24 protein-coding genes are annotated in these 24,155 nt (G+C 43.3%); 13 read left to right on the forward strand and 11 right to left on the reverse strand.

The window, feature by feature from the left end; genetic code table 11:
- Positions 1 to 54: 54 nt before the first annotated feature.
- Positions 55 to 1,338: an NAD(P)/FAD-dependent oxidoreductase gene (locus tag L0P89_RS13140; RefSeq protein ID WP_235265577.1), complete on the forward strand. Its 1,284-nt coding sequence runs from the start codon at positions 55 to 57 to the stop codon at positions 1,336 to 1,338.
- Here the strand turns inward: L0P89_RS13140 and L0P89_RS13145 are convergent.
- Positions 1,328 to 2,002 (reverse strand): lysoplasmalogenase, encoded by a 675-nt coding sequence (locus tag L0P89_RS13145; protein WP_235265578.1) that lies wholly within the window; start codon positions 2,000 to 2,002, stop codon positions 1,328 to 1,330. The genes L0P89_RS13140 and L0P89_RS13145 overlap by 11 nt on opposite strands.
- A 170-nt stretch (positions 2,003 to 2,172) precedes the next feature.
- On the opposite strand from L0P89_RS13145, the gene L0P89_RS13150 reads away from it, so the two are divergent.
- Positions 2,173 to 2,682 carry a hypothetical protein gene (locus L0P89_RS13150; protein WP_235265579.1) on the forward strand — a complete coding sequence of 170 codons (510 nt, stop codon included), beginning with the start codon at positions 2,173 to 2,175 and terminating at the stop codon, positions 2,680 to 2,682.
- Positions 2,683 to 2,690: 8 nt separating this feature from the next.
- On the opposite strand, the gene xerD is transcribed toward L0P89_RS13150, so the two are convergent.
- Positions 2,691 to 3,587 carry a site-specific tyrosine recombinase XerD gene (gene xerD / locus L0P89_RS13155; RefSeq protein ID WP_235265580.1) on the reverse strand — a complete coding sequence of 299 codons (897 nt, stop codon included), beginning with the start codon at positions 3,585 to 3,587 and terminating at the stop codon, positions 2,691 to 2,693.
- Positions 3,588 to 3,725: 138 nt separating this feature from the next.
- On the opposite strand from xerD, the gene L0P89_RS13160 reads away from it, so the two are divergent.
- The 5 genes from L0P89_RS13160 (at position 3,726) to L0P89_RS13180 (ending at position 7,337) form a co-directional block, all read left to right on the forward strand.
- Positions 3,726 to 4,244 (forward strand): hypothetical protein, encoded by a 519-nt coding sequence (locus L0P89_RS13160; protein ID WP_235265581.1) that lies wholly within the window; start codon positions 3,726 to 3,728, stop codon positions 4,242 to 4,244.
- Positions 4,245 to 4,381: 137 nt separating this feature from the next.
- On the forward strand, positions 4,382 to 4,885 hold the full coding sequence (locus tag L0P89_RS13165; protein ID WP_235265582.1) for an outer membrane beta-barrel protein: 504 nt from the start codon (positions 4,382 to 4,384) through the stop codon (positions 4,883 to 4,885).
- Between the two features lie 180 nt (positions 4,886 to 5,065).
- Entirely contained in the window at positions 5,066 to 5,581 is a 516-nt protein-coding gene (locus L0P89_RS13170; RefSeq protein ID WP_235265583.1) for a hypothetical protein, read from the forward strand.
- A 79-nt stretch (positions 5,582 to 5,660) separates the two neighbouring features.
- Positions 5,661 to 6,077 carry a type II 3-dehydroquinate dehydratase gene (gene aroQ / locus L0P89_RS13175; protein ID WP_235265584.1) on the forward strand — a complete coding sequence of 139 codons (417 nt, stop codon included), beginning with the start codon at positions 5,661 to 5,663 and terminating at the stop codon, positions 6,075 to 6,077.
- Positions 6,078 to 6,161: 84 nt separating this feature from the next.
- Positions 6,162 to 7,337 carry a PQQ-dependent sugar dehydrogenase gene (locus L0P89_RS13180; protein WP_235265585.1) on the forward strand — a complete coding sequence of 392 codons (1,176 nt, stop codon included), beginning with the start codon at positions 6,162 to 6,164 and terminating at the stop codon, positions 7,335 to 7,337.
- Here L0P89_RS13180 and L0P89_RS13185 read toward each other — a convergent pair.
- The 6 genes from L0P89_RS13185 to L0P89_RS13210 form a co-directional block, all read right to left on the reverse strand.
- On the reverse strand, positions 7,325 to 7,615 hold the full coding sequence (locus L0P89_RS13185) for a DUF3817 domain-containing protein (RefSeq protein WP_235265586.1): 291 nt from the start codon (positions 7,613 to 7,615) through the stop codon (positions 7,325 to 7,327). The genes L0P89_RS13180 and L0P89_RS13185 overlap by 13 nt on opposite strands.
- Positions 7,616 to 7,627: 12 nt before the next feature.
- The gene (lpdA, locus tag L0P89_RS13190) at positions 7,628 to 9,019 is read right to left on the reverse strand and encodes a dihydrolipoyl dehydrogenase (RefSeq protein WP_235265587.1); all 1,392 of its coding nucleotides are present in this window, start codon (positions 9,017 to 9,019) and stop codon (positions 7,628 to 7,630) included.
- Between the two features lie 176 nt (positions 9,020 to 9,195).
- Entirely contained in the window at positions 9,196 to 9,732 is a 537-nt protein-coding gene (locus L0P89_RS13195) for a DUF1572 family protein (RefSeq protein WP_235265588.1), read from the reverse strand.
- Entirely contained in the window at positions 9,729 to 10,139 is a 411-nt protein-coding gene (msrB, locus tag L0P89_RS13200) for a peptide-methionine (R)-S-oxide reductase MsrB (RefSeq protein ID WP_235265589.1), read from the reverse strand. Before msrB (L0P89_RS13200) ends, L0P89_RS13195 begins: the two co-directional genes overlap by 4 nt.
- Positions 10,140 to 10,176: 37 nt before the next feature.
- Positions 10,177 to 10,665, reverse strand: coding sequence for a peptide-methionine (R)-S-oxide reductase MsrB (gene msrB, locus L0P89_RS13205; protein WP_235265590.1), 489 nt, complete (start codon positions 10,663 to 10,665; stop codon positions 10,177 to 10,179).
- 126 nt (positions 10,666 to 10,791) lie between these two features.
- Positions 10,792 to 11,349 carry a collagen-like protein gene (locus L0P89_RS13210; RefSeq protein WP_235265591.1) on the reverse strand — a complete coding sequence of 186 codons (558 nt, stop codon included), beginning with the start codon at positions 11,347 to 11,349 and terminating at the stop codon, positions 10,792 to 10,794.
- A gap of 145 nt (positions 11,350 to 11,494) precedes the next feature.
- Between L0P89_RS13210 and L0P89_RS13215 the strand changes: the two genes are divergently transcribed.
- From L0P89_RS13215 to L0P89_RS13240, 6 genes are all read left to right on the forward strand, one after another.
- Positions 11,495 to 13,435: an alpha-1,4-glucan--maltose-1-phosphate maltosyltransferase gene (locus L0P89_RS13215; RefSeq protein ID WP_235265592.1), complete on the forward strand. Its 1,941-nt coding sequence runs from the start codon at positions 11,495 to 11,497 to the stop codon at positions 13,433 to 13,435.
- A gap of 4 nt (positions 13,436 to 13,439) precedes the next feature.
- Complete coding sequence (locus L0P89_RS13220) at positions 13,440 to 15,074, forward strand: trehalose synthase (protein WP_235265593.1); 1,635 nt, start codon at positions 13,440 to 13,442, stop codon at positions 15,072 to 15,074.
- Between the two features lie 14 nt (positions 15,075 to 15,088).
- A complete protein-coding gene (glgB, locus tag L0P89_RS13225) occupies positions 15,089 to 16,984 on the forward strand; it encodes a 1,4-alpha-glucan branching protein GlgB (protein WP_235265594.1) in 1,896 nt (631 codons plus the stop codon).
- Between the two features lie 93 nt (positions 16,985 to 17,077).
- Entirely contained in the window at positions 17,078 to 19,477 is a 2,400-nt protein-coding gene (locus tag L0P89_RS13230; RefSeq protein WP_235265595.1) for a glycoside hydrolase family 31 protein, read from the forward strand.
- Between the two features lie 36 nt (positions 19,478 to 19,513).
- Positions 19,514 to 20,320, forward strand: coding sequence for a M48 family metallopeptidase (locus L0P89_RS13235; RefSeq protein WP_235265596.1), 807 nt, complete (start codon positions 19,514 to 19,516; stop codon positions 20,318 to 20,320).
- A gap of 64 nt (positions 20,321 to 20,384) precedes the next feature.
- Entirely contained in the window at positions 20,385 to 21,716 is a 1,332-nt protein-coding gene (locus L0P89_RS13240) for an MFS transporter (protein ID WP_235265597.1), read from the forward strand.
- 41 nt (positions 21,717 to 21,757) lie between these two features.
- On the opposite strand, the gene L0P89_RS13245 is transcribed toward L0P89_RS13240, so the two are convergent.
- From L0P89_RS13245 to L0P89_RS13255, 3 genes are read right to left on the reverse strand one after another with little or no spacing between them, the layout of a single operon-like run.
- Entirely contained in the window at positions 21,758 to 22,480 is a 723-nt protein-coding gene (locus tag L0P89_RS13245; protein WP_235265598.1) for a head GIN domain-containing protein, read from the reverse strand.
- A 20-nt stretch (positions 22,481 to 22,500) separates the two neighbouring features.
- Positions 22,501 to 23,604, reverse strand: a complete 1,104-nt coding sequence (locus tag L0P89_RS13250) for a hypothetical protein (RefSeq protein ID WP_235268042.1) — start codon at positions 23,602 to 23,604, stop codon at positions 22,501 to 22,503.
- Positions 23,585 to 24,154, reverse strand: coding sequence for a hypothetical protein (locus L0P89_RS13255; RefSeq protein WP_235265599.1), 570 nt, complete (start codon positions 24,152 to 24,154; stop codon positions 23,585 to 23,587). The genes L0P89_RS13250 and L0P89_RS13255 overlap by 20 nt, the downstream gene beginning before the upstream one ends.
- Position 24,155: the final 1 nt, after the last annotated feature.

Below are 24,155 nucleotides of genomic sequence, written 5' to 3' on the forward strand. Positions count from 1 at the left end.
TGTGCTTTGGTGCCGATGAAAGCGAATGTGTACATTTGCACTTTAATTTTCTCTATGAACATTCCGCAGTCAAGCTATCCTAGAATTGTCATCATCGGTGGTGGTTTTGGCGGTATTTCTTTGGCCAAAAAACTGGCTGGGCAAGAGGTTCAAGTAGTGTTGATGGACAAGCACAACTACCATACCTTTCAACCCTTGTTGTACCAAGTATCGACGGGTGGTCTTGAACCTGATTCCATCGCCTATCCGATTCGTAAGGTACTTCAGGGCTATGATAATTTTTTCTTTAGATTGGCAGAAGTAGATGAAATCAACACCGAAAAACGTTTGGTGATGACCAATATCGGTGAATTGAAGTATGATTATCTGGTCATTGCAATAGGCTCAGAGACCAATTTTTTTGGTAACAAGGCTTTGCAGCAGAACAGTATGGCAATGAAGACCATTCCACAGTCATTGAACCTTCGTAGCCTGATCCTGCAAAATTTTGAGCAAGCGCTACTGACCGACGATTACCATGAGCGAGAGGCCCTGATGAATTTTGTGATTGTCGGTGGGGGTCCCACAGGTGTTGAATTGGCCGGTGCATTGGCTGAAATCAAAAAGGGAATCTTACCAAAAGATTATCCCGATCTTGATACCCGAAGGGCACAGATAAACCTTGTACAGGGAGGCGATAGAATCTTACCTGCCATGAGTGAGATCGCTTCAAAAAAGGCAGAGGATTTTCTTGAAAAACTGGGCGTTCATGTTTGGAAAGATATTCGGGTCATGGGATACGATGGCAAATTGGTCACTACAGATACCGAAACGAGTTTTGAAACCGCCACGTTGATTTGGGCCGCGGGCGTACAAGCAGTTTCCCTAAAAGGGTTGGATGCAGAAGAATTTGTGACTCGGGGCAACCGTTTGAAAGTCAATAGGTTTAACCAAGTTGAAGGATTTGACTCTATTTTTGCTATCGGCGATGTGGCCTATATGGAGACAGAAGCCTTTCCTATGGGGCATCCGATGATGGCACAACCCGCCATTCAGCAAGGTGAACTACTTGGGCGCAATTTGGTTCGTCTGATGCAGAACAAACCCATGAAGCCCTTTGTATATCGTGATAAGGGCAATATGGCCACCATTGGGCGCAACAAGGCAGTGTGTGATCTACCAAGATTTAAATTTCAGGGTGTATTTGCGTGGTTCGTTTGGATGTTCGTGCATCTTTACTTTTTGATCGGTTTCCGAAATAGAGTAGTGGTCTTCATTAATTGGGTGTACAACTATGTGCGTTTTGATCGTGAGGCACGACTGATCATACGCCCCTATAAAAAGCAGCTCAGAACCTGAGGTTTTTGAACTTTGAGATTCCTCCCAAAACAATCAGCAACTGTGCCAAGGCATAGGTGAACATGATTATTACCGATGCCAACCCAAAAGGCTCATAGAACTTGTTTAGGGCCAATAGCGAGTCAGAGACCATAAAAAATAAAGCGCCGAAAAGAAATAACCGATAACTGGCCGTATTGGTATGTGATTTTCTTAAGAAGCCTACCAATACCAGCAACAGTAACACGGTCATGTAAACGATGATATAGGGTAACAGGTCACCCACATTGGGCAAGATGAAATATAAAATCGCGAGGGCATATATGGCCAAAAGACTTGCAATAAAGAATGTTCTTTTGATTTGAAACAAGGCCCTTTTCCAAAAACACGAAAGATACATAAGATGGGCCAGCAAAAAAGACAGCAATCCCCCTATAAAATAAAAGGGTGAATATGTGTCGAACAAAAGCAACATATCGCCAAAGAGGGAAAACAACAGTCCCAAACCCAAAAATGTTCTTGTTTTGGGTACCATTTCTTTTTGAAAGAACAAAAAGACCAACAGTGATAGCGTAATGGAAGGTTTCGAAAAATAGCGGACAGGTTCCATTGATTCGTTAGCGCATGCCCAAAGCTCAACAAGTAGAATGCCCAAAAAGAATATCAAAAAATATCGTGTTCTCATGGTAGCGGTATCAACTCCATAAAACCCTGAGGCTTTGCGATTTTGTTTGTTAAATATATTCTTTCTGATGGGGTGAATACCTTTTCGGTAAAATTTTTTTCTGTTAAAGCCAAGTGAATAACCTGAAAAAATTGGGCTTTTGTTGTTATCTTCAGGTTCAAATGGAGGTTGTGAGATTACTTTTTATAGTGTTGGTGTTTGGGTTGCCGAAATTGACCGCCCAGATCACTGAACCGAAACCGGCCACCGTGACCATTGAAAGCTTTGGCTATCCTGATTTTGGAAAGGGATATGATTTCGGTGATTTTTCGGTTCGGTATTCCTTGACCAATGATGTTGAGGCGATAGTAAAGGCCATGCACCAAAAAACGCCACTTTTTGAGGTCTTTCAAGTTCAACTATTGATGGGGAAACGTTTGACGGAAGACCTTTCTGTTGTGGGTGGGTTATTGACGGAATGGAATTTTTCTCCTGACCAAAACAGTCCGTACGTCCTTGATCTTGCAGGGCATCCGGCAAGGCATGAAGCCCTTTTGGGGTTAGAATATAAGGCGGCCCCGAACATTATGATCAATGCCAATTATAGCTATCTGCTGAACAGGCCAGCGTTTGCTCCAATCGGTTTTAAGAACACAGAAGCAAAAGGAAGGTTTTCGTTGGGCTCTAGATTTAAACTTTAAGGCTTCTTTTATTTGCGTGGGTGGTATTCGTTCACCACTTTGGCCAAGTGGCTTCTATCTACATGCATATACACCTCAGTGGTCGTAATGCTCTCATGGCCCAACATCTGTTGAATTGCCCTTAAGTCAGCGCCGTGCTCTAAAAGATGGGTCGCAAAAGAATGGCGAAAGGTATGTGGGCTGATTTTTTTCTTCAACCCGATTTTCTCGGCCAGTCGTTTGATGATGATAAAAATCATAGCTCGGGTAAGTTGCCTGCCCCTACGGTTCAAAAAAAGAATATTTTCATGGCCCACATGGGGTTTTTGGTGTATTCTGACCTCTTTGCGATAGATGTCGATGTATTTTTTGGTGGTATTGCCGATAGGTACAAAGCGTTGCTTGTCGCCTTTGCCGGTCACTTTGATAAAATCTTCCTCAAAATAAAGGTCTGATAGTTGCAATCCGATCAATTCAGAGACACGAAGTCCACAGCCATAGAGCGTTTCAAGTATGGCACGGTTGCGTTCTCCTTCAGGCTTTGATAAGTCGATGGCAGCAATGAGCCGATCTATTTCTTCGGTGGAAAGGGTATCGGGTAACTTTCGGCCAATTTTTGGTGATTCGATCAGATCCATAGGGTTGTCAGAGCGATAGTTCTCAAACATCAGATAATTAAAAAAACCGCGTAAGCCAGAAACAATTCGGGCCTGTGACCGTGCATTGACCTGATTTGGAAGCTCATAAACAAAGCGTTGAAGGGTTTCTTTTTGAATTTCGATAGGGTTTTCGACAACAGTATTTTCTTCAAGAAAGGCAATGAGTTTTTGAATATCCAAGGCATAATTGCTGATGGAGTTCACAGAAAGTCCACGTTCAATTTTGAGATACTGTCGGTAATCGTCAAGGGCTTGCTGCCATTTCATGTTCTAAAGATACGACAACCAAAGATGGGTTTATCAAGGTCTTTTCACCACTTAGGGCGGCAATGAAGGCAACTTATCTTCAAATATTCCACGGTTTTTTACGTTCATATCTTGATTTACCAAATAACGACCAAACATATGAGAAAAGTAATTACCATTGTTTTTGTTTGCCTGTCAGCTGTTTTTGCGGCACAGGCCCAAGTAGATAGAGATAGCTTTAGGGCTGGTTTTCATGCCGCTTTGCCCATTGGTGATGCCGGTGATGTTTCCAGTTTTGGACTAGGCCTTGATCTGGCCTATCATGTTGGTATAAACAGATTGATTGACCTAGGTGTGGCCACAGGGTTTACCAATGCCTTTGGAAAAACCGAAACCGTCACAGAGGGTCCTATAACCATTGAGGCCGAATTTGACAATGTGCAGTTTCTGCCTTTGGCGGCACTTGCTCGATTGTACCCAACGAAAGGTTTTAACTTTGGGGCCGATGTGGGCTATGCGGTGGGTATCAACTCAGGCAATGAAGGGGGGCTTTACTACCGACCGACGGTTGCAGTGACGGTATCGGGAACGACTGAACTTGCCCTTTCTTATACAGGTGTCGAACTTGATGGCGGTAGTTGGAATACCGTTACCGCTGGTGTTCTTTTCCTTTTTTGAAAAATCATTTTTTGATGATAAAAAGGCCTTTTAAATTGAAATGGATGAGGGCTTGGCTTCCATTTTTTATAGTGGGTGTTTTTTAGTTCAATGGTTAAGTTTTGTACCTTTGACGGCAACCATTAAAAATCTTAAACATGAAAAAAGCATTTCTTACAGGTTTATTGATCTTCACCATGATTTTCACCACTGTTGGCCAAGAGGGTTTTGCGGCAAAGGCAGGATTCAACAATGTTTCGATAAGCGTTGACACCGATGGCTTTTTCGATGCCAGCGATAGTGAATTGGGCTTTTTTATCGGGGGTGGATACAATTTTGAAGCCAGTGATGAATTTGATATAGAGCCTTCTCTATTGTTCAGTTTTGTTGATGACTTGACATCATTGTACATTCCTATTATGGCAAAGTATAAAATATCTGAGCAGTTCAATATTCAAGCAGGTCCCCAGATCAATTACTTATTGGAAGACCTTCCTGATGGCGAATTCGGTCTGGATCTGGCCTTCGGGGGAGGATTTCAGATCGATAGCAATTGGTTCGTCGAGGCGCGCTATGGTATCCAAATTTCACGAGGAGGTGATTTTGGCGATGTTGTAGATATCAACACACTTACTATAGGTGGCGGATATAGGTTTAACTGATTCTCTACTATCCATAAAAATCATGAAAAGGGAGCGTACGCTCCCTTTTCTGTTTTTGCGATTTTATATTGAACCAACTCACCTGTACATCATTTTTTCCATTTTTTGCAACAAACATTGCAAATGAGTGGCAAGTACCATTACATTTGATGCCAATTAAAAAAGCATAAAACGTATAGTATGAAAAAAGTGATTTTGGTAGTGTTGGGTTTATTTGGCACGGCTGTCATGGTAAATGCCCAAAACGGTAATTCAGGTCAAACTTCAGAAGGTTCATGGTTTCTTGAAGTGAATACCGGTTCTTTCTCAACTGGGAATACCTCATTTTCATTGACCTCGAGTGATGGTAACACATCTTGGTCGGCAGGTATTGACGGGGGTTATTTTGTGACCGAAAACTTAGCCGTTAAAGCGGGCATTGGCTACAACGATCCAGGAGATTTTTCAGATGGTATCTTGGTTTACAAAGTAGGGGGCAAGTATTACTTGAACGGTCAAATTCCATTGGGTATGGATTTTACCGGTCTTTCTTTTGATGGTAATGGGGCCAATTGGATAGGCTTTCAAGGAGGCTATGCCGTTTTCTTAGGTGATATGGTAGCCCTTGAACCTGGTCTTCGCTACAACCTGACTTTAGATGAGGCCGATGCAGATAGCATTTTTCAAGCCTTCGTAGGATTTACAATTTTTTTATGATCGTTTAAAGATAACCGATAAAAAGACGGGGCATGCCCCCGTTTTTTTATGCGTTGAAATTATTGGTACATTTAACACCATGAAAATTATCATCATCAACGGACCCAATCTGAACCTTCTGGGCAAACGTGAACCTGAAGTATATGGTGACACCACCTTTGATGACTATTTCTCGAAACTTCAGTTTAAGTTTAAAGAGGTTCAACTTGAGTATTTTCAATCAAATGTTGAGGGCGAGTTGATCGGCAAGTTGCAAGAAGTAGGTTTTTCATATGATGGTATTGTGTTGAACGCAGCTGCATATACCCATACCTCGGTAGGTATCGGCGATGCGGTCAAGGCTATTGAAGCGCCTGTGGTCGAGGTACATATCTCCAATACCTTTTCACGCGAAGATTTTCGTCATATTTCCTATATTTCGCCAGCTGCCAAGGGCGTAATTCTGGGCTTTGGCCTTCAAAGTTATGATCTGGCCATACAGAGTTTTTTAGAGTAAACCAAGCAGGTATTTCATCGAATAGAGGTCGATCAGACCATCTGTAGGGGCAGTTTTTCCGTATTTTTATGAAAATCCCCTGCTATGAAACCTTATTTTGCCCACTTTGCTATATTGATTTTTTTACTGTTTTCTTGTGATGATTCGAATGGTGACAATACGATGACCGATGATGCCCAAGATGATGGCAACGGTGACATAAGTCTCTCATTTATCAGTGCTTTTTCTAATTTAAGTTTTCAGCGCCCCGTTGATTTTCAAATTGCAAATGATGGTAGTGGCCGTGTGTTTGTTGTCGAACAGGCAGGGACGATCAAGGTGTTTCAAAATGATCCAATGGTCACCGAGGCCGGTACCTTTTTGGATATCAGCAACGAAATAAATACAGATGCCAATGAGCAAGGGCTGTTAGGACTTGCTTTTCATCCTGATTTTGCATCAAATGGCTATTTTTATGTGAACTATACACCATCGGAAACCTTATCGGTGACTTCGCGTTTTCAGGTCTCGTTCGCTGATCAAAATAGTGCCGACCCCAATTCAGAATTGGTGTTGTTGGAAACTCAGCAACCCTTCACCAACCATAATGGCGGACAGCTTGCCTTTGGGCCAGATGGTTATCTTTATATAGCCTCTGGTGATGGCGGTTCTGGAGGAGACCCCCAGAACAATGCCCAAACCCGATCAAATCTGTTAGGGGCCATTCTGCGGATTGATGTGGACAACACTTCTGGAGGATTGGATTACGCAATTCCTACGGATAACCCATTTGTGGGTGAGAATGGCATACGTGGAGAAATCTTTGCCTATGGCCTTCGAAACCCTTGGCGGATGAGTTTTGACAGCCAAACCGGAAGCCTATGGACAGGCGATGTTGGGCAAGGAGATCGCGAAGAAATAAACCTCATCGAATCAGGCGGAAACTACGGATGGAAACTTTTTGAAGGTACTTTCTGCTTTTCTGGTGATTGTGATGACACAGGTTTGATACCGCCGGTTTTTGAGTATGGTCACGATGCTGGCGACAGATCGGTTACCGGAGGTTTTGTTTATCGGGGCAATGCCATACCCTCATTACAGGGCAAATACGTCTATGCCGATTTCATCAGTGGCCGTATATGGTCACTTTCCCTAGATGGAAATGACAATGAACTGTTGTTCAATACCGGATTGAACATAGCTTCCTTCGGGGTTGACGCCCAAAATGAACTGTATTTCTGTGCTTTTGATGGTGCCATTTACACCTTTCAAGAAGATTGATCCAGACCTTTGAGGTACTTCTTATACGCATAGAATGTTCCGAATGGTAAGAGCGAGGCGACCAGAAGCACAAACGCTTTTCTGAACCCCCATTTTCGTTCACGCACAAAAACCATGCAGACAACAACATAGGCGATAAAGAGAAAGCCATGTACATAGCCAACAACCTTGTTGGGTTCGGTGATGTCGGCCCAATACTTAAGTGGCATGGTCAGGGCAAATAACAGCAAGTATGAAACTCCTTCAAGAATGGCAGTTGCCCTAAAAAGCTTTAACAAAATCTCGTGGGTTTATAGGTGAATGACTTCGTCATAGGCATCTGCCACGGCTTCCATGACCGCTTCGCTCATGGTAGGGTGGGGGTGAACAGCTTTCAGCACTTCATGGCCCGTAGTTTCCAATTTACGGGCTACCACTGCTTCTGCGATCATATCGGTGACCCCGGCCCCGATCATATGACAACCTAACCATTCACCATATTTGGCATCGAAGATGACCTTTACAAAACCATCAGAGTTGCCCGCCGCCTTGGCTTTTCCGCTTGCAGAAAACGGAAACTTGCCCACTTTGATATCGTAATTCTGTTCTTTCGCTTGTTTTTCTGTCATGCCCACCGAGGCCACTTCGGGCATACAATAGGTACAGCCGGGAATGTTACCATAATCTAAGGGTTCAACGTGCATGCCAGCGATTTTTTCGACACAAAGAATACCTTCGGCTGAAGCAACATGTGCAAGCGCTTGGCCAGGGGTAACATCTCCAATGGCATAATACCCCGGAATATTGGTCTGATAGTAATCATTCACCAATATCTTATCACGGTCAACGGCAATGCCAACGTCTTCCAATCCTATATTTTCGATGTTCGTTTTGATTCCAACGGCAGAAAGAACGACATCGGCTTCCAATACTTTCTCACCTTTTGGGGTTTTGACAGTGGCTTTTACGCCATCGCCCGAAGTATCAACTTTGGTCACCTCTGATGAGGTCATGATTTTGATGCCCGATTTCTTGAAGCTGCGCTCCAATTGTTTTGAAATATCCTCATCCTCTACCGGAACGATGTTCGGAAGAAACTCTACCACGGTTACTTCGGTGCCCATGGTGTGGTAGAAATAGGCAAATTCAACGCCGATGGCCCCACTACCTACCACGATCATTTTTTTGGGTTGATTTTCCAAGGTCATGGCCTCACGGTAACCGATTACCTTTTTTCCATCTTGCGGAAGGCTGGGCAATTCACGGCTTCTTGCGCCTGTGGCAATGATGATATGATCGGCAGAATATTCGGCAGGTTCGCCATGCTCGCCCTTGACCACGACTTTTTTGCCCGGAAGTAACTTGCCAAAGCCGTTCAACACCTCGATTTTGTTCTTTTTCATTAAAAACTGAACACCTTTGCTCATGCCATCGGCAACATTTCGACTACGTTTGACCACTGCATCAAAATCATGCTCGACTTTTTTGGCACTCAGACCATAATCTTCGGCATGTTTCAAATATTCAAAAACCTGTGCCGATTTGAGCAATGCCTTTGTAGGTATACAGCCCCAGTTCAGACATACGCCCCCAAGACTTTCTTTCTCAACAATGGCTGTCTTAAGGCCCAATTGCGAAGCACGTATGGCGGTAACATAACCTCCGGGACCACTTCCCAAAACAATGACATCAAATTTACTCATGGTGTTCGATTTAAGTTGCTACAATGGAAACCTGCCCTTTGTCAGGCAGGTGCAAAAGTACGGAATTCAGATGCCAAATACCAAGTGCGAAACGCGAAGTATGTATGAATTTAGAATGATGAATGCAGAATTATGAACTATAAAAACCTTGAACCCTGAACCTCGAATTTGAAAACTTAGGAAGATGTTTTTCCGAAAAGATTTTTGTTGAAGGCTTCTGATTGACCCTTTGGTATGGATAATGAGGTCCACGCGCTACCTTTTATCATTTTACCCAGCATAACAATTTGTCCGACATGGCTTGCATAGTGTGCCAACTGGCGATTGAAAGCTTGAACGATCGAGTGCTTTTTGCCCCGTATTTTGATGTTCGCATCAAAATTTGATTCGTTGACGGCCTCAATTGCTTGAAAAAGGCATTGCCAGCCTTTCTCCCAAACAAGCATCAGTTCTTCTTTGGTATTGGGAGGGTCTTCAAATTCTGTATCTCGATGGCGCCAAGGTTTTTCGCCATCTTCGGTCAAGAAGTTCGTCCATCGGCTGAGCATGTTGCCTGCCAAATGTTTTGCAATAATCGCTATACTATTGTCATTTTCGCTGGGTCGCCAGTGCAACTCTTGTGGCGAAAGTTGTTTGAATGTCTTCTCGCCCATTGTTTTATAGCGCTCGAACTCAAATCTTACATTTTCAAGATAGTGGCGTGAAAGGCTCATGTGTTCTCTTTTGGGTCAAATTCAATGCTCACTGAATTGATACAGTAACGTTGCCCTGTTGTCTGCTGTGGGCCGTCATCAAAAACATGCCCTAAGTGGCTACCACAGTTGGCGCAGACGGTTTCAGTACGGATCATGCCATGTGAAGTATCTCGAATGTACTCGATTGCCCCCTCGATTGCTTGGTCAAAAGAAGGCCAGCCACAACCACTTTCAAATTTGTGTTCGCTTTCAAAAAGTTTGGCATTACAGGCTTTGCAATGATAATCACCATTCTCAAAATGTAGATTATATTCGCCGGTATGGGGGTATTCGGTCCCTTTTTGCCGCAACACCCTATATTCTTCTGGTGAGAGCTCTTTTCTCCATTCAGCTTCCGTCTTGTTGACGGCATATTTGTTTTTCATTTTCAGGTCAGTATTGTTTTAGGCATTGCCATATTGATTAGTCACTATCCGGTACAAAATCCAAGGCAGCTCCATTGATACAGTGTCGTTTGCCCGTGGGTGCCGGGCCATCATCAAATACGTGTCCTAGATGACCGCCGCAGGTAGCGCAGTGCTCTTCGGTACGGGCATAACCAATTTTATAATCCACATCGTAGGCGACATTGCCTTCAATTTCCTTATAAAAACTGGGCCATCCGGTGCCAGAATCGAATTTGGTTTCGCTTTTGAACAGGGGAGTGCTGCATCCTGCACATACATAGGTGCCTTTTTCTTTGTTATCCAATAAATCACTGGTGAAAGGGTTTTCCGTGGCTGCCCTACGAAGTATATAATACTCCATATCGGTCAGTTCGGTACGCCACTCGGCATCGGTCTTGTTAATGGCAAATGTTTTATTTTCGGCATCGGTCTCTTTTTCTTCTTGGGAAGTTCCCTTGCATCCCGAGAAAACAAGAAGAGCGACTAAAGCAATCTTTTTCAGCATTTCAATATATTTTTCCGTTTAGACGAGAAGAACACAAAATACTTTCGCACCTACCATCATAAAAATCGGTAAAAAAGAAACCCGAAACCAAAGTTGTTTCGGGTTTCTTTTAAGTGATTTGAATACCTAATCCAACTCTATTTGTTGAATCTCATTCGACGAGATTTCCATTCTTCCCATAACCGACTCAAGATTTGAAAGGTCTAACGAAGGGTCAGAAGCAAACTCGGCCGGTACGACCGCGATTCTGAACACCTGATTATCGGTATCGCCCGGTAGCAGGGTAGTAAGGTCAAAATCGGCCTCTAAGAAAATGTTCACGTCCAAAAAGGTATGATCGTAATTGTATTGCAGCAAACCTTGGTCCAATATTCGGGTTTGGGGCAACAAACGCCAAATATCGACTAGTTCGCCATTACTATCTTCGGTCTGGTCAAAAAGCAGATACACCAAAACCACATCTGCTTCAAAGACTTCTACATTTTGGGGAAACTCATATAATATGCTGTAATTGTTTTCGGCCGAAAAAGTACCTTGAATTTCGAGTACTTGGCCAAGAATATTGACACCATCTTGACCGTCAATGCCATCGCGCCCGTCAAAGCCTGGAGGGCCTTGCGGACCTTCACACGAGATTACCAATAAGGCCAAGATGATACCGAAAATAGTTTTTATCGAACTCATAACTTTTGATTTTGATTTGACATGGTTTTACTATAATTTATATTGATAAATCAAAAAGCGTTCCAAAAAAAATATGGGTGTTGAATTATGATCGGTATGTAGGTTTGTGCTATATTCATATTTTTAGGAAAACCATCCAAAATCTATGGAAAGAAAACAAGAAAGGGTAGTTATCGAAAATGTTTCGCCCCAATTGCAATGTGGCGAATTTTTTATCAAAAGGGTCGTCGGTGAATCCGTGACCGTATATGCCGATATCGTACCCGATGGGCACGATGTGGTACAGGCCGAAATTCTGTTTAAGCATGAAAAGGATAAAAAATGGTCAACGGTTCGCATGCAGCACCAAGGACAAGATGTGTATTTCGAGACCTTTACCGTCGACAAACAGGGGCTATATGACTATTGCGTTCGCGGATGGATCGATTACGCCTTGAACTGGCAACACGGTGTCGACGCCAAATTAAAAGATGGGCAACATATCAAGAGTGAATTACTGGATGGCGTTCAATACCTAAAATTTCTTAAGGGGAACGTTACGGCAAAACAAAAAGAGATCATAATGGGCTGGCTATCGCTTTTTGAAGATGAAAGTCGCTATGAAGAAGCTATCTCGGTGGCCAATTCTGAAGAGCTGCATCATCTTTTTTCGCAATATCCCCAACGTATTTTGGCCAATGAGAGCAAAAAGCTTCAAGTGTATGTAGACAGGAAAAAAGCAAACTTCAGTACCTGGTATGAGTTTTTTCCACGTTCATCTTCCTCCGAACCCAATAAACATGGCACCTTTAAAGATTGTGAGCGATTGTTGCCACGTATTGCCAAAATGGGGTTTGACACACTTTATTTTCCGCCGATCCATCCGATCGGTGAGAAAAATCGAAAAGGCAAGAACAATACCGTAAATGCCCATGAGGGTGATTCTGGGGTGCCTTGGGCAATCGGTTCACGGCATGGGGGGCACAAATCGGTACATCCTGAGTTGGGTACCGAGAAAGATTTTGTCGATTTGGTGAAGAAAGCCAAAAAAATGAATATTGAAGTCGCCTTGGATATTGCTTTTCAGGCGGCTCCTGACCATCCATACATCCAAGAACACCCTGAATGGTTCAGAAAGCGCCCCGATGGCACGATACAATATGCTGAAAATCCCCCGAAGAAATATCAAGATATCGTCAATTTTTATTACGAAACGACTGCTTATAAGGCTTTGTGGGATGAATTGTTAGATATCGTACAGTATTGGGTCGATAGAGGAGTATCTATATTTCGGGTCGATAACCCACATACCAAACCGTACTATTTTTGGCACTGGCTCATTGCCCAGATCAAGAAGAACCATCCAGATGTATTGTTTTTGGCAGAGGCTTTTTCGAGGCCAAAAGTGATGCAGCAATTGGCCAAACAAGGCTTTTCACAGTCTTATACCTATTTCACCTGGCGGGTCAGTAAACATGAATTGATCGAGTATGTGGTCGAACTTACCCAAACGGAAATGAAAGAATATTATCGCTCCAATTTTTGGCCAAACACACCTGATATCAATCCCTACCATTTACAGGGGGCCAATGAGGCCATGCATCTAATACGTTATGCACTGGCGGCCACATTGAGCGGCAATATCGGTATTTATGGGCCTGTTTTCGAGTATATGGTCACTGAGCCATTGCCCAACAAAGAAGAATATAAAGATTGCGAAAAATATGAAGTACGCCATTGGGATTGGTCTATCGAGAATAAGGTCACCCATCTTATCTCTCGTATCAATCAAATTCGCAAAGACCACGAATCATTACAGCAGACCAATAATATTCGTTTTTGTCACATCGAAAATGATTATCTTATAGCTTTCTATAAGTGGAACGATGCCAAAACCGATGAGACCCTTATGGTCATCAATCTCGATTCCCACAATACGCAACAGGGTCATCTACAGCTCCCGTTGCACGAACTGGGCATCAATATCGGTCAGGGCGTTCAACTGAAAGATATGATTACGTCTAATGAGTACACATGGTATGATGAATGGAATTTTGTTGAACTGCATACAGACGTTCCATTTCATATTTTCCAAATAAACAGATAGTTATATGGCAAAAAAAGAGAAGGACACTTTATTGCAACCTCCCTATGAATTTGATGTGGTATGGGAAGAACTTATCGAGAACGATGGGTTCATCAAGGTCTTTCTTTCAGATGTATTGGAAAAATATGTGGTACAGCAACGATGGTACGGTGGCAAATCGAGCAAGCTGAAGTACATCGAACTACAAGAGTATTTTAAGATCCAACAGAACGAGGAAGTCTATTACGGACTATTGCTACAGGTAAATTTTGAGGAAGCCTTTTACCAACACTACTTCTTGCCCATTGCCTTTGTTTCAGATGAAAGCTTTGCCGAGAAAGACCGTATTCTGCCCATCTGCATGAAAGGCCAGAACGGTTTCATTATCGATGCATTGAATCTTGAGGCATTCAGAAAATTAGTATTTGAACGGATCATGAGGGCCGATCCGATCGATACCACTAAGGTACAGTACCACAAAAGCTCACATTTCACCGATACCGAGTATAGATCGTCACGTTTTATGGGACTGGAGCAGAGCAACACTTCCATAATCATCAACGACAATTCGGTCATCAAGTTTTTCAGAAGAATTTATGCCGATAAGAACCCCGATTACGAGATGAGCCGCTTTCTATCTGAGGTCAAAGGTTTTCAAAACACACCAGCCTATCTGGGCAGTATAAATGTGGTCGATTCAGATGGCGCCAACATCACGATCGCACTGATGCAAAAATTGGTTGCTAACGAAGGCGATGCCTGGGCCTATTTCAAACAGCAGCTCAAAATGGTCTTCCACAATCTGGAATATAAACGCATAAACATTGCCAGACTGCCCCAAGTGGCAATGTTCGCCCGTTTGGGTATCAAAGATGTACCTCCTGAGATTATTGACTGGGCCGGCCTTCATGTGTTTTTGATGCTGCAACGGTTGGCGCAGCGAACCGCCGAGATGCATATAGCTTTGGGGTCAGAATTTGGCGATACGGCCTTTCATCCCAACCATTTCAACGGTGACTATGAAGTGTGGCTTAAAAACAGGTTGCTCTACCAATTTCAAAACCGCTTGAACGTTGTCGAGAACAATATTCATCGACTTGATGGACTTTCTTTAGAACTGGCAAAAGAGTTTTTAGAGAGAAAGAATGATATCAGAAAGCGTTTTGTAAATTTTGATTGGACGAAATTCAAGGGAGAACGTATTCGCATTCATGGAGATTATCACCTCGGCCAGGTATTGGTAAAAGATGATGACTTCTATCTTTTGGATTTTGAAGGAGAGCCCGAGAGCACGATTCGCGATCGTAAGGTGAAACAGCCCCCATTGAAAGATGTGGCCGGCATGTTCAGGTCGTTTCACTATGCCATCTATTCTACCATTTTCAATGATGGTGACGATTTTCCGTATTCCCAAGAAGACTTGTTCAAGGCAGGCGAAATTTTGTATCGCTATTTCATCGCAGTGTTCTATGATAGCTATTTGAACCTGATTCAAGAAAACAACCTGAACATCGGTTACTCACAAGAGCGAACCTTTATCTTAAAATACTGTATGCTCGAAAAAGCGGTCTATGAACTGGGCTATGAAATGAATTCACGACCATTGTGGGCGGTAATTCCACTTGAGGGCATAATGGGTATAATCAATGAAACCAACTAACAAAAACAATATATATGGCCAACGTAAAACCACATAGTCTTTTTACTGAATTCGATATTGATCTGTTCAAAGGGGGCAAACACTATCGACTATTCGAAAAACTGGGCTCGCACCTTATTGAGGTCGATGGTGAAAAGGGTACTTATTTTGCGGTATGGGCACCAACGGCCAAATCGGTCTCAGTGGTGGGAGATTTCAACTATTGGATCGAGGGTGACCATCAATTGTATGTACGATGGGATGAAAGCGGCATTTGGGAAGGATTTATACCCGGTGTGGGCAAGGGCTCGAAATACAAATACAAGATACATTCGCACAACAACGATATCAAGACAGAAAAGGCCGACCCTTTTGCACGCTATTGTGAACAACCGCCCAAAACGGCTTCCATCGTTTGGGATGATGATTACAAATGGAAGGATAAGGATTGGATGGGGTATCGAAAAGATAAAAATGGATTGGACAAACCCTTCTCGGTCTATGAAGTGCACTTGGGCTCATGGAAGCGCAAGGCTGACAATGAGTTTCTCTCCTATAAAGAATTGGCAAAAGAATTGGTCGATTATGTAAAGGAAATGGGCTTCACCCATGTTGAGTTCATGCCCGTTATGGAATACCCATTTGATCCTTCATGGGGTTATCAATTGACCGGATATTATGCGCCGACATCGCGGTTTGGAGAACCTGAGCATTTTAAGTTGCTGGTCGACAAACTGCACCAAAATGACATTGGGGTCATTCTAGACTGGGTGCCCTCACATTTTCCTGAAGATGCCCATGGGCTTGGTTTTTTTGATGGGTCGCATCTGTACGAGCATCCTGATAGAAGAAGGGGCTATCACCCTGATTGGAAGAGTCTGATTTTCAACTACGGAAGAAACGAGGTACGGGCCTTTTTGATCAGCAATGCCATTTTTTGGTTGGATCGATACCATGTTGACGGGCTGAGGGTCGATGCCGTGGCGTCTATGCTATATTTGGATTATTCGCGTGAAGATGGTGAATGGGAGCCCAATATGTACGGCAATAACGAAAACCTTGAGGCCATGTCATTTTTGAGGGAACTCAACGAGGAAGTGTACAAGCGCTTTGAGGGAATTCAAACCATAGCTGAAGAATCAACAGCTTTCTCAGGTGTTTCAAAACCCGTACATTATGGGGGACTCGGCTTTGGCATGAAATGGATGATGGGCTGGATGCATGATACGCTCGAGTACTTCAAAAAAGAACCAATTTACCGTAGGCACCACCAGAACGATATCACGTTTAGTCTGACCTATGCCTTTACCGAAAACTTCATGCTTCCTTTCTCGCATGATGAAGTGGTGTATGGCAAACAATCGTTGATATACCGCATGCCCGGCGATGAATGGCAGCGTTTCGCCAACCTCCGCCTATTGTTTGGCTATATGTTCACGCATCCTGGTGCCAACCTAATTTTTATGGGTGGTGAATTCGGTCAAACCTCTGAGTGGAATTTTCAGCAGAGCCTTGATTGGCATTTGACCCAATACGATTTCCATTCGGGTATTCAAGAGTTGATGAAAGATTTGAACGCCTTGTACAAAAAGTACCCGGCCCTGCATGAAAAACAGTTCAGCGCCGATGGGTTTCAGTGGATAGATTACGGTGATGGCGGGAATTCGGTCTTGACCTATATCAGAAAAGGCCATGACCCGAAGAACGATCTTATTATCGCTTGTAATTTCACTCCGGTGCCGCGCGAAGATTATAGGGTCGGCACTCCCAAATCAACTCAATTAAAACTTGTTTTCAATAGTGATGACAAAAAGTATGGAGGCAGTGGTATGGGCAAAAAGACGCTTAAGCCTTCTGATACGGCATGGCATGGTCACAAGAAATCTGTTCAAATGACCTTGCCACCTTTGGGGGTATTGGTGTATAAATGATTCTACTACAACGATATAGTGCACAATTTGTGAAAAATATCATTTTTAGTTCTCACGGTAATGTACTTCTTTTGTGGGTCTAATTAGCCAAAAATGATCACCACCACTGAAATTGAAAGGAAAGGCAATCAGTTTCCGAATGAGATTGTTGACTTCAAACAAGAGAACGAGAAGCTTTACTTCACGACCAAAAATGGGGTCATTTTAGAGATTACGGTACTTCGTGATAGCGCCATACGGTTCAGATATGCCACAGAGCACGTGTTCGAACCTGATTTCTCATATGCCATCAGTAATGATGTGAGCATAGGCTACAATGTTTTGGAGGTTGAGGATGAAAAACAGGAATATATCATCACCACTTCAAAAGTCAAGATATATATCGACAAAGGCAATTTAAAGACCCAGATCACCGATTTGGAAGGCTTGGTCATCGCTGAAGACGAGACAGGTTTTCATTGGGAAGAAAACTTTGACTACGGTGGCAACATCGTTAAGATGAGCAAAGTGACCCAATCTTCAGAAAGTTTTTATGGTCTTGGTGACAAGGCATCGCATACCAATCTCAAAGGAAAAAGGGTCAACAACTGGGTAACTGATTCATATGCCTATGGTAAAGATCAAGAACCTTTGTACAAAGCCATACCTTTCTACGTTGGCCTTCACAACGATGTGGCCTATGGTGTCTTTTTCGACAATTCATTCAGCACCTATTTTGATTTTGCCCATGAGCGCAGAAATGTGACCAGTTTTTGGGCAGATGGGGGTGAGATGAACTATTATTTCTTCTACGGCCCTGAAATATCAAAGGTTGTTGGGGCCTATACCGATTTGACCGGCGTGCCAGAACTGCCACCTTTATGGGCATTGGGTTTTCATCAGTCAAAATGGAGCTACTATCCAGAGAAAAAGGTCAAACAGATCACTTCTACCTTTAGAAAGCTAAAGATTCCTTGTGATGCGATTTATTTGGATATCGATTATATGGATGGGTTTCGTTGCTTCACTTGGGATAACCGCCGCTTTCCCAATCCAAAGAAATTGGTCGACGATCTCGAAGAAATAGGGTTCAAGACAGTAACGATGATCGATCCCGGCCTAAAGATCGACCGAGATTATTGGGTCTATCAAGAGGCGATGGAGAACGATTATTTCTGCAAACGGGCCGATGGCCCCCATTTCAAGGGCAAGGTCTGGCCCGGCGAGTGTAAATTCCCTGATTTTACAAAGCCCGAAGTTCGTGAATGGTGGGCAGGTCTATATAAAGAAATGATTGCTGACATTGGGGTGCACGGGGTCTGGAACGATATGAACGAACCTGCCATAATGGATGTGCCCACTAAAACAGCAAATCTAGATGTACGCCATGATTACGATGGGCATCGTTGTAGCCATCGAAAAGCACATAATGTATATGGCATGCAAATGGCCAGGGCGACATTCAAAGGGCTGAAGAAGTTTACTTTTCCGAAGCGCCCATTTGTACTCACACGTGCCGCATACTCGGGCACCCAGCGCTATTGTGCTACCTGGACAGGCGATAATGTCGCAACTTGGGAACACCTTTGGATCGCCAATGTGCAGGCCCAGCGTATGTGTATGAGCGGCTACTCATTTGTGGGCTCTGATATAGGTGGTTTTGCCGAACAACCGAACGGAGAACTTTTTGTTAGGTGGATCCAACTTGGGGTCTTTCACCCTTTTTGTCGTGTGCACTCTAGTGGTGATCATGGTGATCAAGAACCATGGTCGTTCGGTGATGAGATAACCGATATCGTCAGAAAGTTCATCGAATTGCGCTATGAGCTCTTGCCGTACCTCTATACCATGTTCTACAGGTATGTGAACGAAGGACTTCCGATGCTGAAATCGTTGGTGTTCTACGATCAAGAAGATACCCAGACCCATTTCAGGACAGATGAATTTCTATTTGGCGAACAATTACTGGTGTGCCCGATCCAAGAACCCAACGCCCAAGGTAGACGAATGTACATTCCCAAGGGAAAATGGTATAATTATTGGACTGAAGAGATAGTTGAAGGCGGGGTAGAGAAGTGGGTGGCCGCCGGAATAGATAAGATTCCGATGTTTATCAAAGAGGGCGCCATCATTCCGAAGTATCCTGTACAACAGTATGTTGGCGAGAAAGAATTGACGGAATTGAAGCTCGATGTGTACTATAAAGAGGGCGCAGAGAATTCAATCGTGTACGAAGACCAACAAGAAGGTTATGATTATAAAAAGGGTAGGTACAGCTTAAGAAAGTTTAGGCTCAAGGGCAAGCCGAAAGAACTGATCATTCAACAGTTCAAAGATGGCAGTTTTATAACGTCGTATGAGACGTTCAAATTACATTTTCACGGGCTTCCCTTTAAAATTAAGACAATCGAGCTCGACAACGAAAACGTAGATTTAAAATCGGTGAAGTTGAATGGGGGCAATAGTATTGAAATCAGTAAAAATTTTACAGAACTGCATCTTACAGGAGCTTGATTTTTTTGTACTTTTCCCATTATAAACACTGACATTATGAGAAGATTAATTTTGGCGTTGACACTGTTTTTGGCAGTTGTTGCATGTAAGACCAACCCGTTTACAGGCAAAAAAACATTGAATTTTTATCCGAACAGCCAAATTTTCCCCATGGCTTTTGCACAATATGACCAGTTTTTGACCGAGAACAATGTTGTAGAGGGCACTACTGAGGCAAAAATGATCACCAATGTAGGGCAGCGTATCGCAACAGCTGCTGAGCGATGGTTGGATGCCAATGGTTATCCAGGTTATTTGAAAGACTATAAATGGGAATATAACTTGGTAAAAGATGAGACCATCAATGCATGGTGCATGCCCGGTGGAAAGATTGTTTTTTATACGGGTATTTTGCCCATATGCCAAGATGAGACCGGTGTGGCCGTGGTCATGGGGCATGAGGTTGCACACGCCCTTGCCGACCATGGGGCACAACGAATGAGTGCGGGCATGTTACAGCAGCTTGGTGCCGTAGCGGGCAATGTGGCCATCAAAGACCCACAAAAGCGCAATACGTTCAATCAAGCCTATGGCATTGGATCGACCGTAGGTGTAATGCTACCCTTTAGCCGAAGCCATGAAACAGAGGCCGACCGTATCGGTATTCAGATTATGGCCATTGCAGGGTACAATCCTGATGAGGCGGCTGAACTATGGAAACGTATGAAAGCGAATGCAAGCCAGGCACCGCCAGAGTTTTTGAGTACACACCCATCAAGCGATACCAGAATCCAGAATTTGACCGCTTGGGCACCTTTGGCCAAGCAAGAAGCGGCCAAGTTTGGCGTAACAAGCTTCAAATGAGATAAAACACAGATCATTTGAATAAAAGTCGTCTATATCTGACGGCTTTTTATATTTTTAAGACATGGTGAAAGTGCTTGCGATGAAAGGCAACAAAAAATTGTTGAATGCTTGGGCATTCTACGATTGGGCCAACTCGGTTTACAGTTTGGTAATTGCCTCTGCCATATTTCCCATTTTTTATGGTGCCCTGTTCAGGATGGCCGAAATCGAAAAAGTATCGGTTTTTGGGGGCGAGATAGCCCGTGCACCCCTAATCAGCTATGTGACCTCAGCGGCCTTCGTGTTCATCGCCTTGGTCACACCCTTGATATCGGGCATTGCCGATTATTTGGGCAATAAAAAGATATTCTTGAAATTCTTTTGTTATCTGGGCGCAATCTCATGTATCGGACTGTATTGGTTTTCGTTGGAGAACATTTATTTTGGACTCATCTGCTATTTCTTCGGATTGGTGGGCTTCTGGGTCAGTTTTGCCATCAATAACTCTTATTTGCCCGATATTGCCTTTCCCGAACAACAAGACGGTATCAGTGCCAAAGGATTTTCAATGGGATATATCGGAAGTGTCATTCTGTTGTTGTTCAATTTGGCCATGGTCATGAGACCCGAGGTTTTTGGTATAAGTGATAGTGGGGGCGAAGCAGCCGAAATCAAGGCCATGAAATATTCATTTGTTTCGGTAGGTATCTGGTGGATGTTGTTCAGCCAGTACACATTTCATCACTTGCCCAAGGGGTATAAAAGAGAGGGTGAACGAAAAAATATTATCCTAAACGGTTTTTTGGAGTTACAGAGCGTCTGGAGGCAGTTGGGAGAGGAAACCCGGCTGAAACGCTATTTGGGGGCCTTTTTTGTATATAGTATGGCGGTTCAGACCATTATGCTGATCGCTACCTATTTTGGGGAAGAGGAAATCAACTGGGGAACAGACAGCGAACGCACTACAGGGTTGATCATCAGTATCTTGGTGATACAGCTAGTGGCCATTTTTGGGGCTACGGCAACGGCCAGGGCTTCAAAGGCCTTTGGAAACATCAAGACCTTGATCGTTATCAATATATTTTGGTTGTTACTGTGCATCTATGCCTACTTTTTACAAACCCCCATGGATTTTTACATCGCCGCTGGATTGGTGGGGATAGTGATGGGAGGTATTCAGGCCTTATCGCGTTCGACCTATTCGAAGTTTTTGCCAGCTACCACTGATACCACTTCCTTTTTTAGTTTTTACGATGTATCTGAAAAGATAGGCATCGTTATCGGTACCTTTCTATACGGCTTTGTGGCTCAATTCACGGGCAGTATGAGAAATGCGGCCATCTTTTTGGGTGTTTTCTTTTTGATAGGTGCTTTTTTGTTGACAAGGGTCAATAAAAAAAGCCCTGCTGAATAGTGCAGGGCTTCTTCCTTTTTTGATTGATGGTTGTTTTTCTTCTAGTAGCTGTTCACGTCACCTGAACCAGAGGTCTTACTGTCGACTTTTTTAGGGTTGCCTTTATAGCTTATGTCGCCCGAACCCGATACACGGGCTTTTAATGTCTGGTTGGCCGTGACCTTCACATCGGCAGAACCTGATACCTGAACAGTCACAAATTCGGCATTAAGGTCATAGGCCTTAACATCTCCCGAACCCGATACTTGAACATTAAGATCCCTGGCCTGTCCTTCAAGTACGATATCTCCTGAACCTGAAAGTTGGGCCGAAACCTCTTCAGCTTCAATAGCGAGTTCTATATCACCAGAACCAGAGATATTGGTACTGAAATTATCAGACTTCAATGTGGTTTTTCCTATGACGTCTCCTGATCCAGAAAGCGAAACCGCATTGATTTCCTCTACGGGTATGGTGATCAAGATTCCTTCTTTCCAAAGAGAAGGCCTTAAGTTCACGCCTTTTTCAGTTTTTACGACAAGTTTGCCGTCTTTGACTTCGGTCTTGATATATTCTAAAAGGTTCTCTTCACCTTTGAGGGTTAGATCACCTTCGTTGCCGTCGACCAGTTCAACATCGAACCAGCCGGCAACGGCCACCCGGTCATAATCCCCGACTGAGCGTTCAATGGTCACGACATTTCCGTTGCCTTTGACTCTTTTTCCCCATTGGGCAGTGGCGACAAAGGTGAACAATAGTAAACTAAGTGTTAGTGCTCTTTTCATGTTTTCTCGTTTTTTGATGGTTAATTTTTATAGAATGTGATGCCTCCGTAATCACTGGAAATAAACACGGTATTGCCTGAATTTTCCTTTCCGTGGTATCCCTTATAGTAGCGTTCATTTGATTTTTCCTTACTGATATTGAATTCAAAATCATCTTTGCCACTTACCCCAGCATATTCGGTCATGATCTCAAAGCTGAAATGATAGCTTGAGTCGTACCCGATTTTGATGCCAGTATAGTCAGTTTTGATATTGATATCGCCCGCATCGGCGGCCATTTTGCTGATTTTTACCGAGCCATAATCGGCCGTAATGTTTACGTGGCCATGTACCTCGCCCAACTTGATGCCGATATAATCACCATTGCCCTGTACATTTTTGACACTGCCAACCTCCATGGATCCGTAATCTGAAGAGTAATCGAGATTGTCCATTTCATTGATGGCGGCATTGGTATAATCGGCCTTTATGGTTAGGTCACCGGCTTTTTCAATGGTGAACCCAGAATAGTCAGCAATGATTTCGGCGCTGTTCACATATTCAAATGTAGAACGTGAGGTATAATCGAAACGCAACTCATTGTTTCTGCCCCGCAACTCACCAATTTCCATTTTTCCGTAATCGCAGTTGATTTTTGCATGACCATCTACGCGGTCTAAATAAATATTGCCGTAGTCATTATTCAAATGTACACTGTTCTTGACGGGCAATTTTATGGAGTAGTTGACTTGAACGCTGACATTGTTCCTTTTGCCCCAATTCCAACCCCATTTTCTGGTTCTATCACCAAAGCGTGTAATGGCAGAAACCAGACTACTGGTATTCTCAAAATCGACGTCTATTTGATCAAGACGCTGCTTTACCCTATCTTCATTGTTACCATTGGTTTTGATATGTACCTCGATCATTACCTTGTTTTGGTCCCATGAGGTGATGTTGAGGTTTCCGTAACTGTTCTTCACCTTGAAAAGTGCATCGGCATTCACGTTGAATTCTCTCTTTATGGTCTTTTCTTTGGTATATCGCCCCTTCCATCCACCGCCACCATCAGGGGTGTTGGCCGGTACTGCCAAAGGCAGTATAAAAAGCATTAGGCTCAAATATTTAAATAGTATAGTTCGCATCATCGTATGGATTTAAATTTTTAACTTCTTCAATATTGGTCAGTACTTCTTTCAATAAATCGATTCGCGTTTGAAAATTGATGATCATTGCATTCAATATGATTTTGCTATTGCCGCCATTGACCAAATCTTGTTCCAACTGCTTATAATCGGTTTCTAGCCTGTCTAATTGCGCAAGGGTGTCATCTACCATTTTCGCTGTTTCTGGCGACTTGGCATCTTTAAGCTCTTGTACCTGTTCTTCAATTAGGCTGGCAAAATAGAATTGTGTCTCAGAAACTTCTGGGGCAATTTTGACCACTTGCTCTTCCAACGTGGGTTTTTGTACAAATACCTGAATGGCCAACACGGCTATCAGAGCAATCGAAGCGGCTATTGAGAGCGGTTTCCACCATTGAACTGATCTGGTTTCTTTTTTCTCGAGGGTGACCAAGCCTTTTGATCGGTTCAGTTTTTCGAGAAAACGTTCTTGATGGCCTGCTTTAGGTTCTTCAAAGTCAAACTGACCCTGTAGTCTATCGAACAATTCTTGTAATCCATCCTTCTTCATA

This window comes from Muricauda sp. SCSIO 65647, from assembly GCF_021534965.1.
Taxonomy (GTDB): Bacteria; Bacteroidota; Bacteroidia; order Flavobacteriales; family Flavobacteriaceae; genus Flagellimonas_A.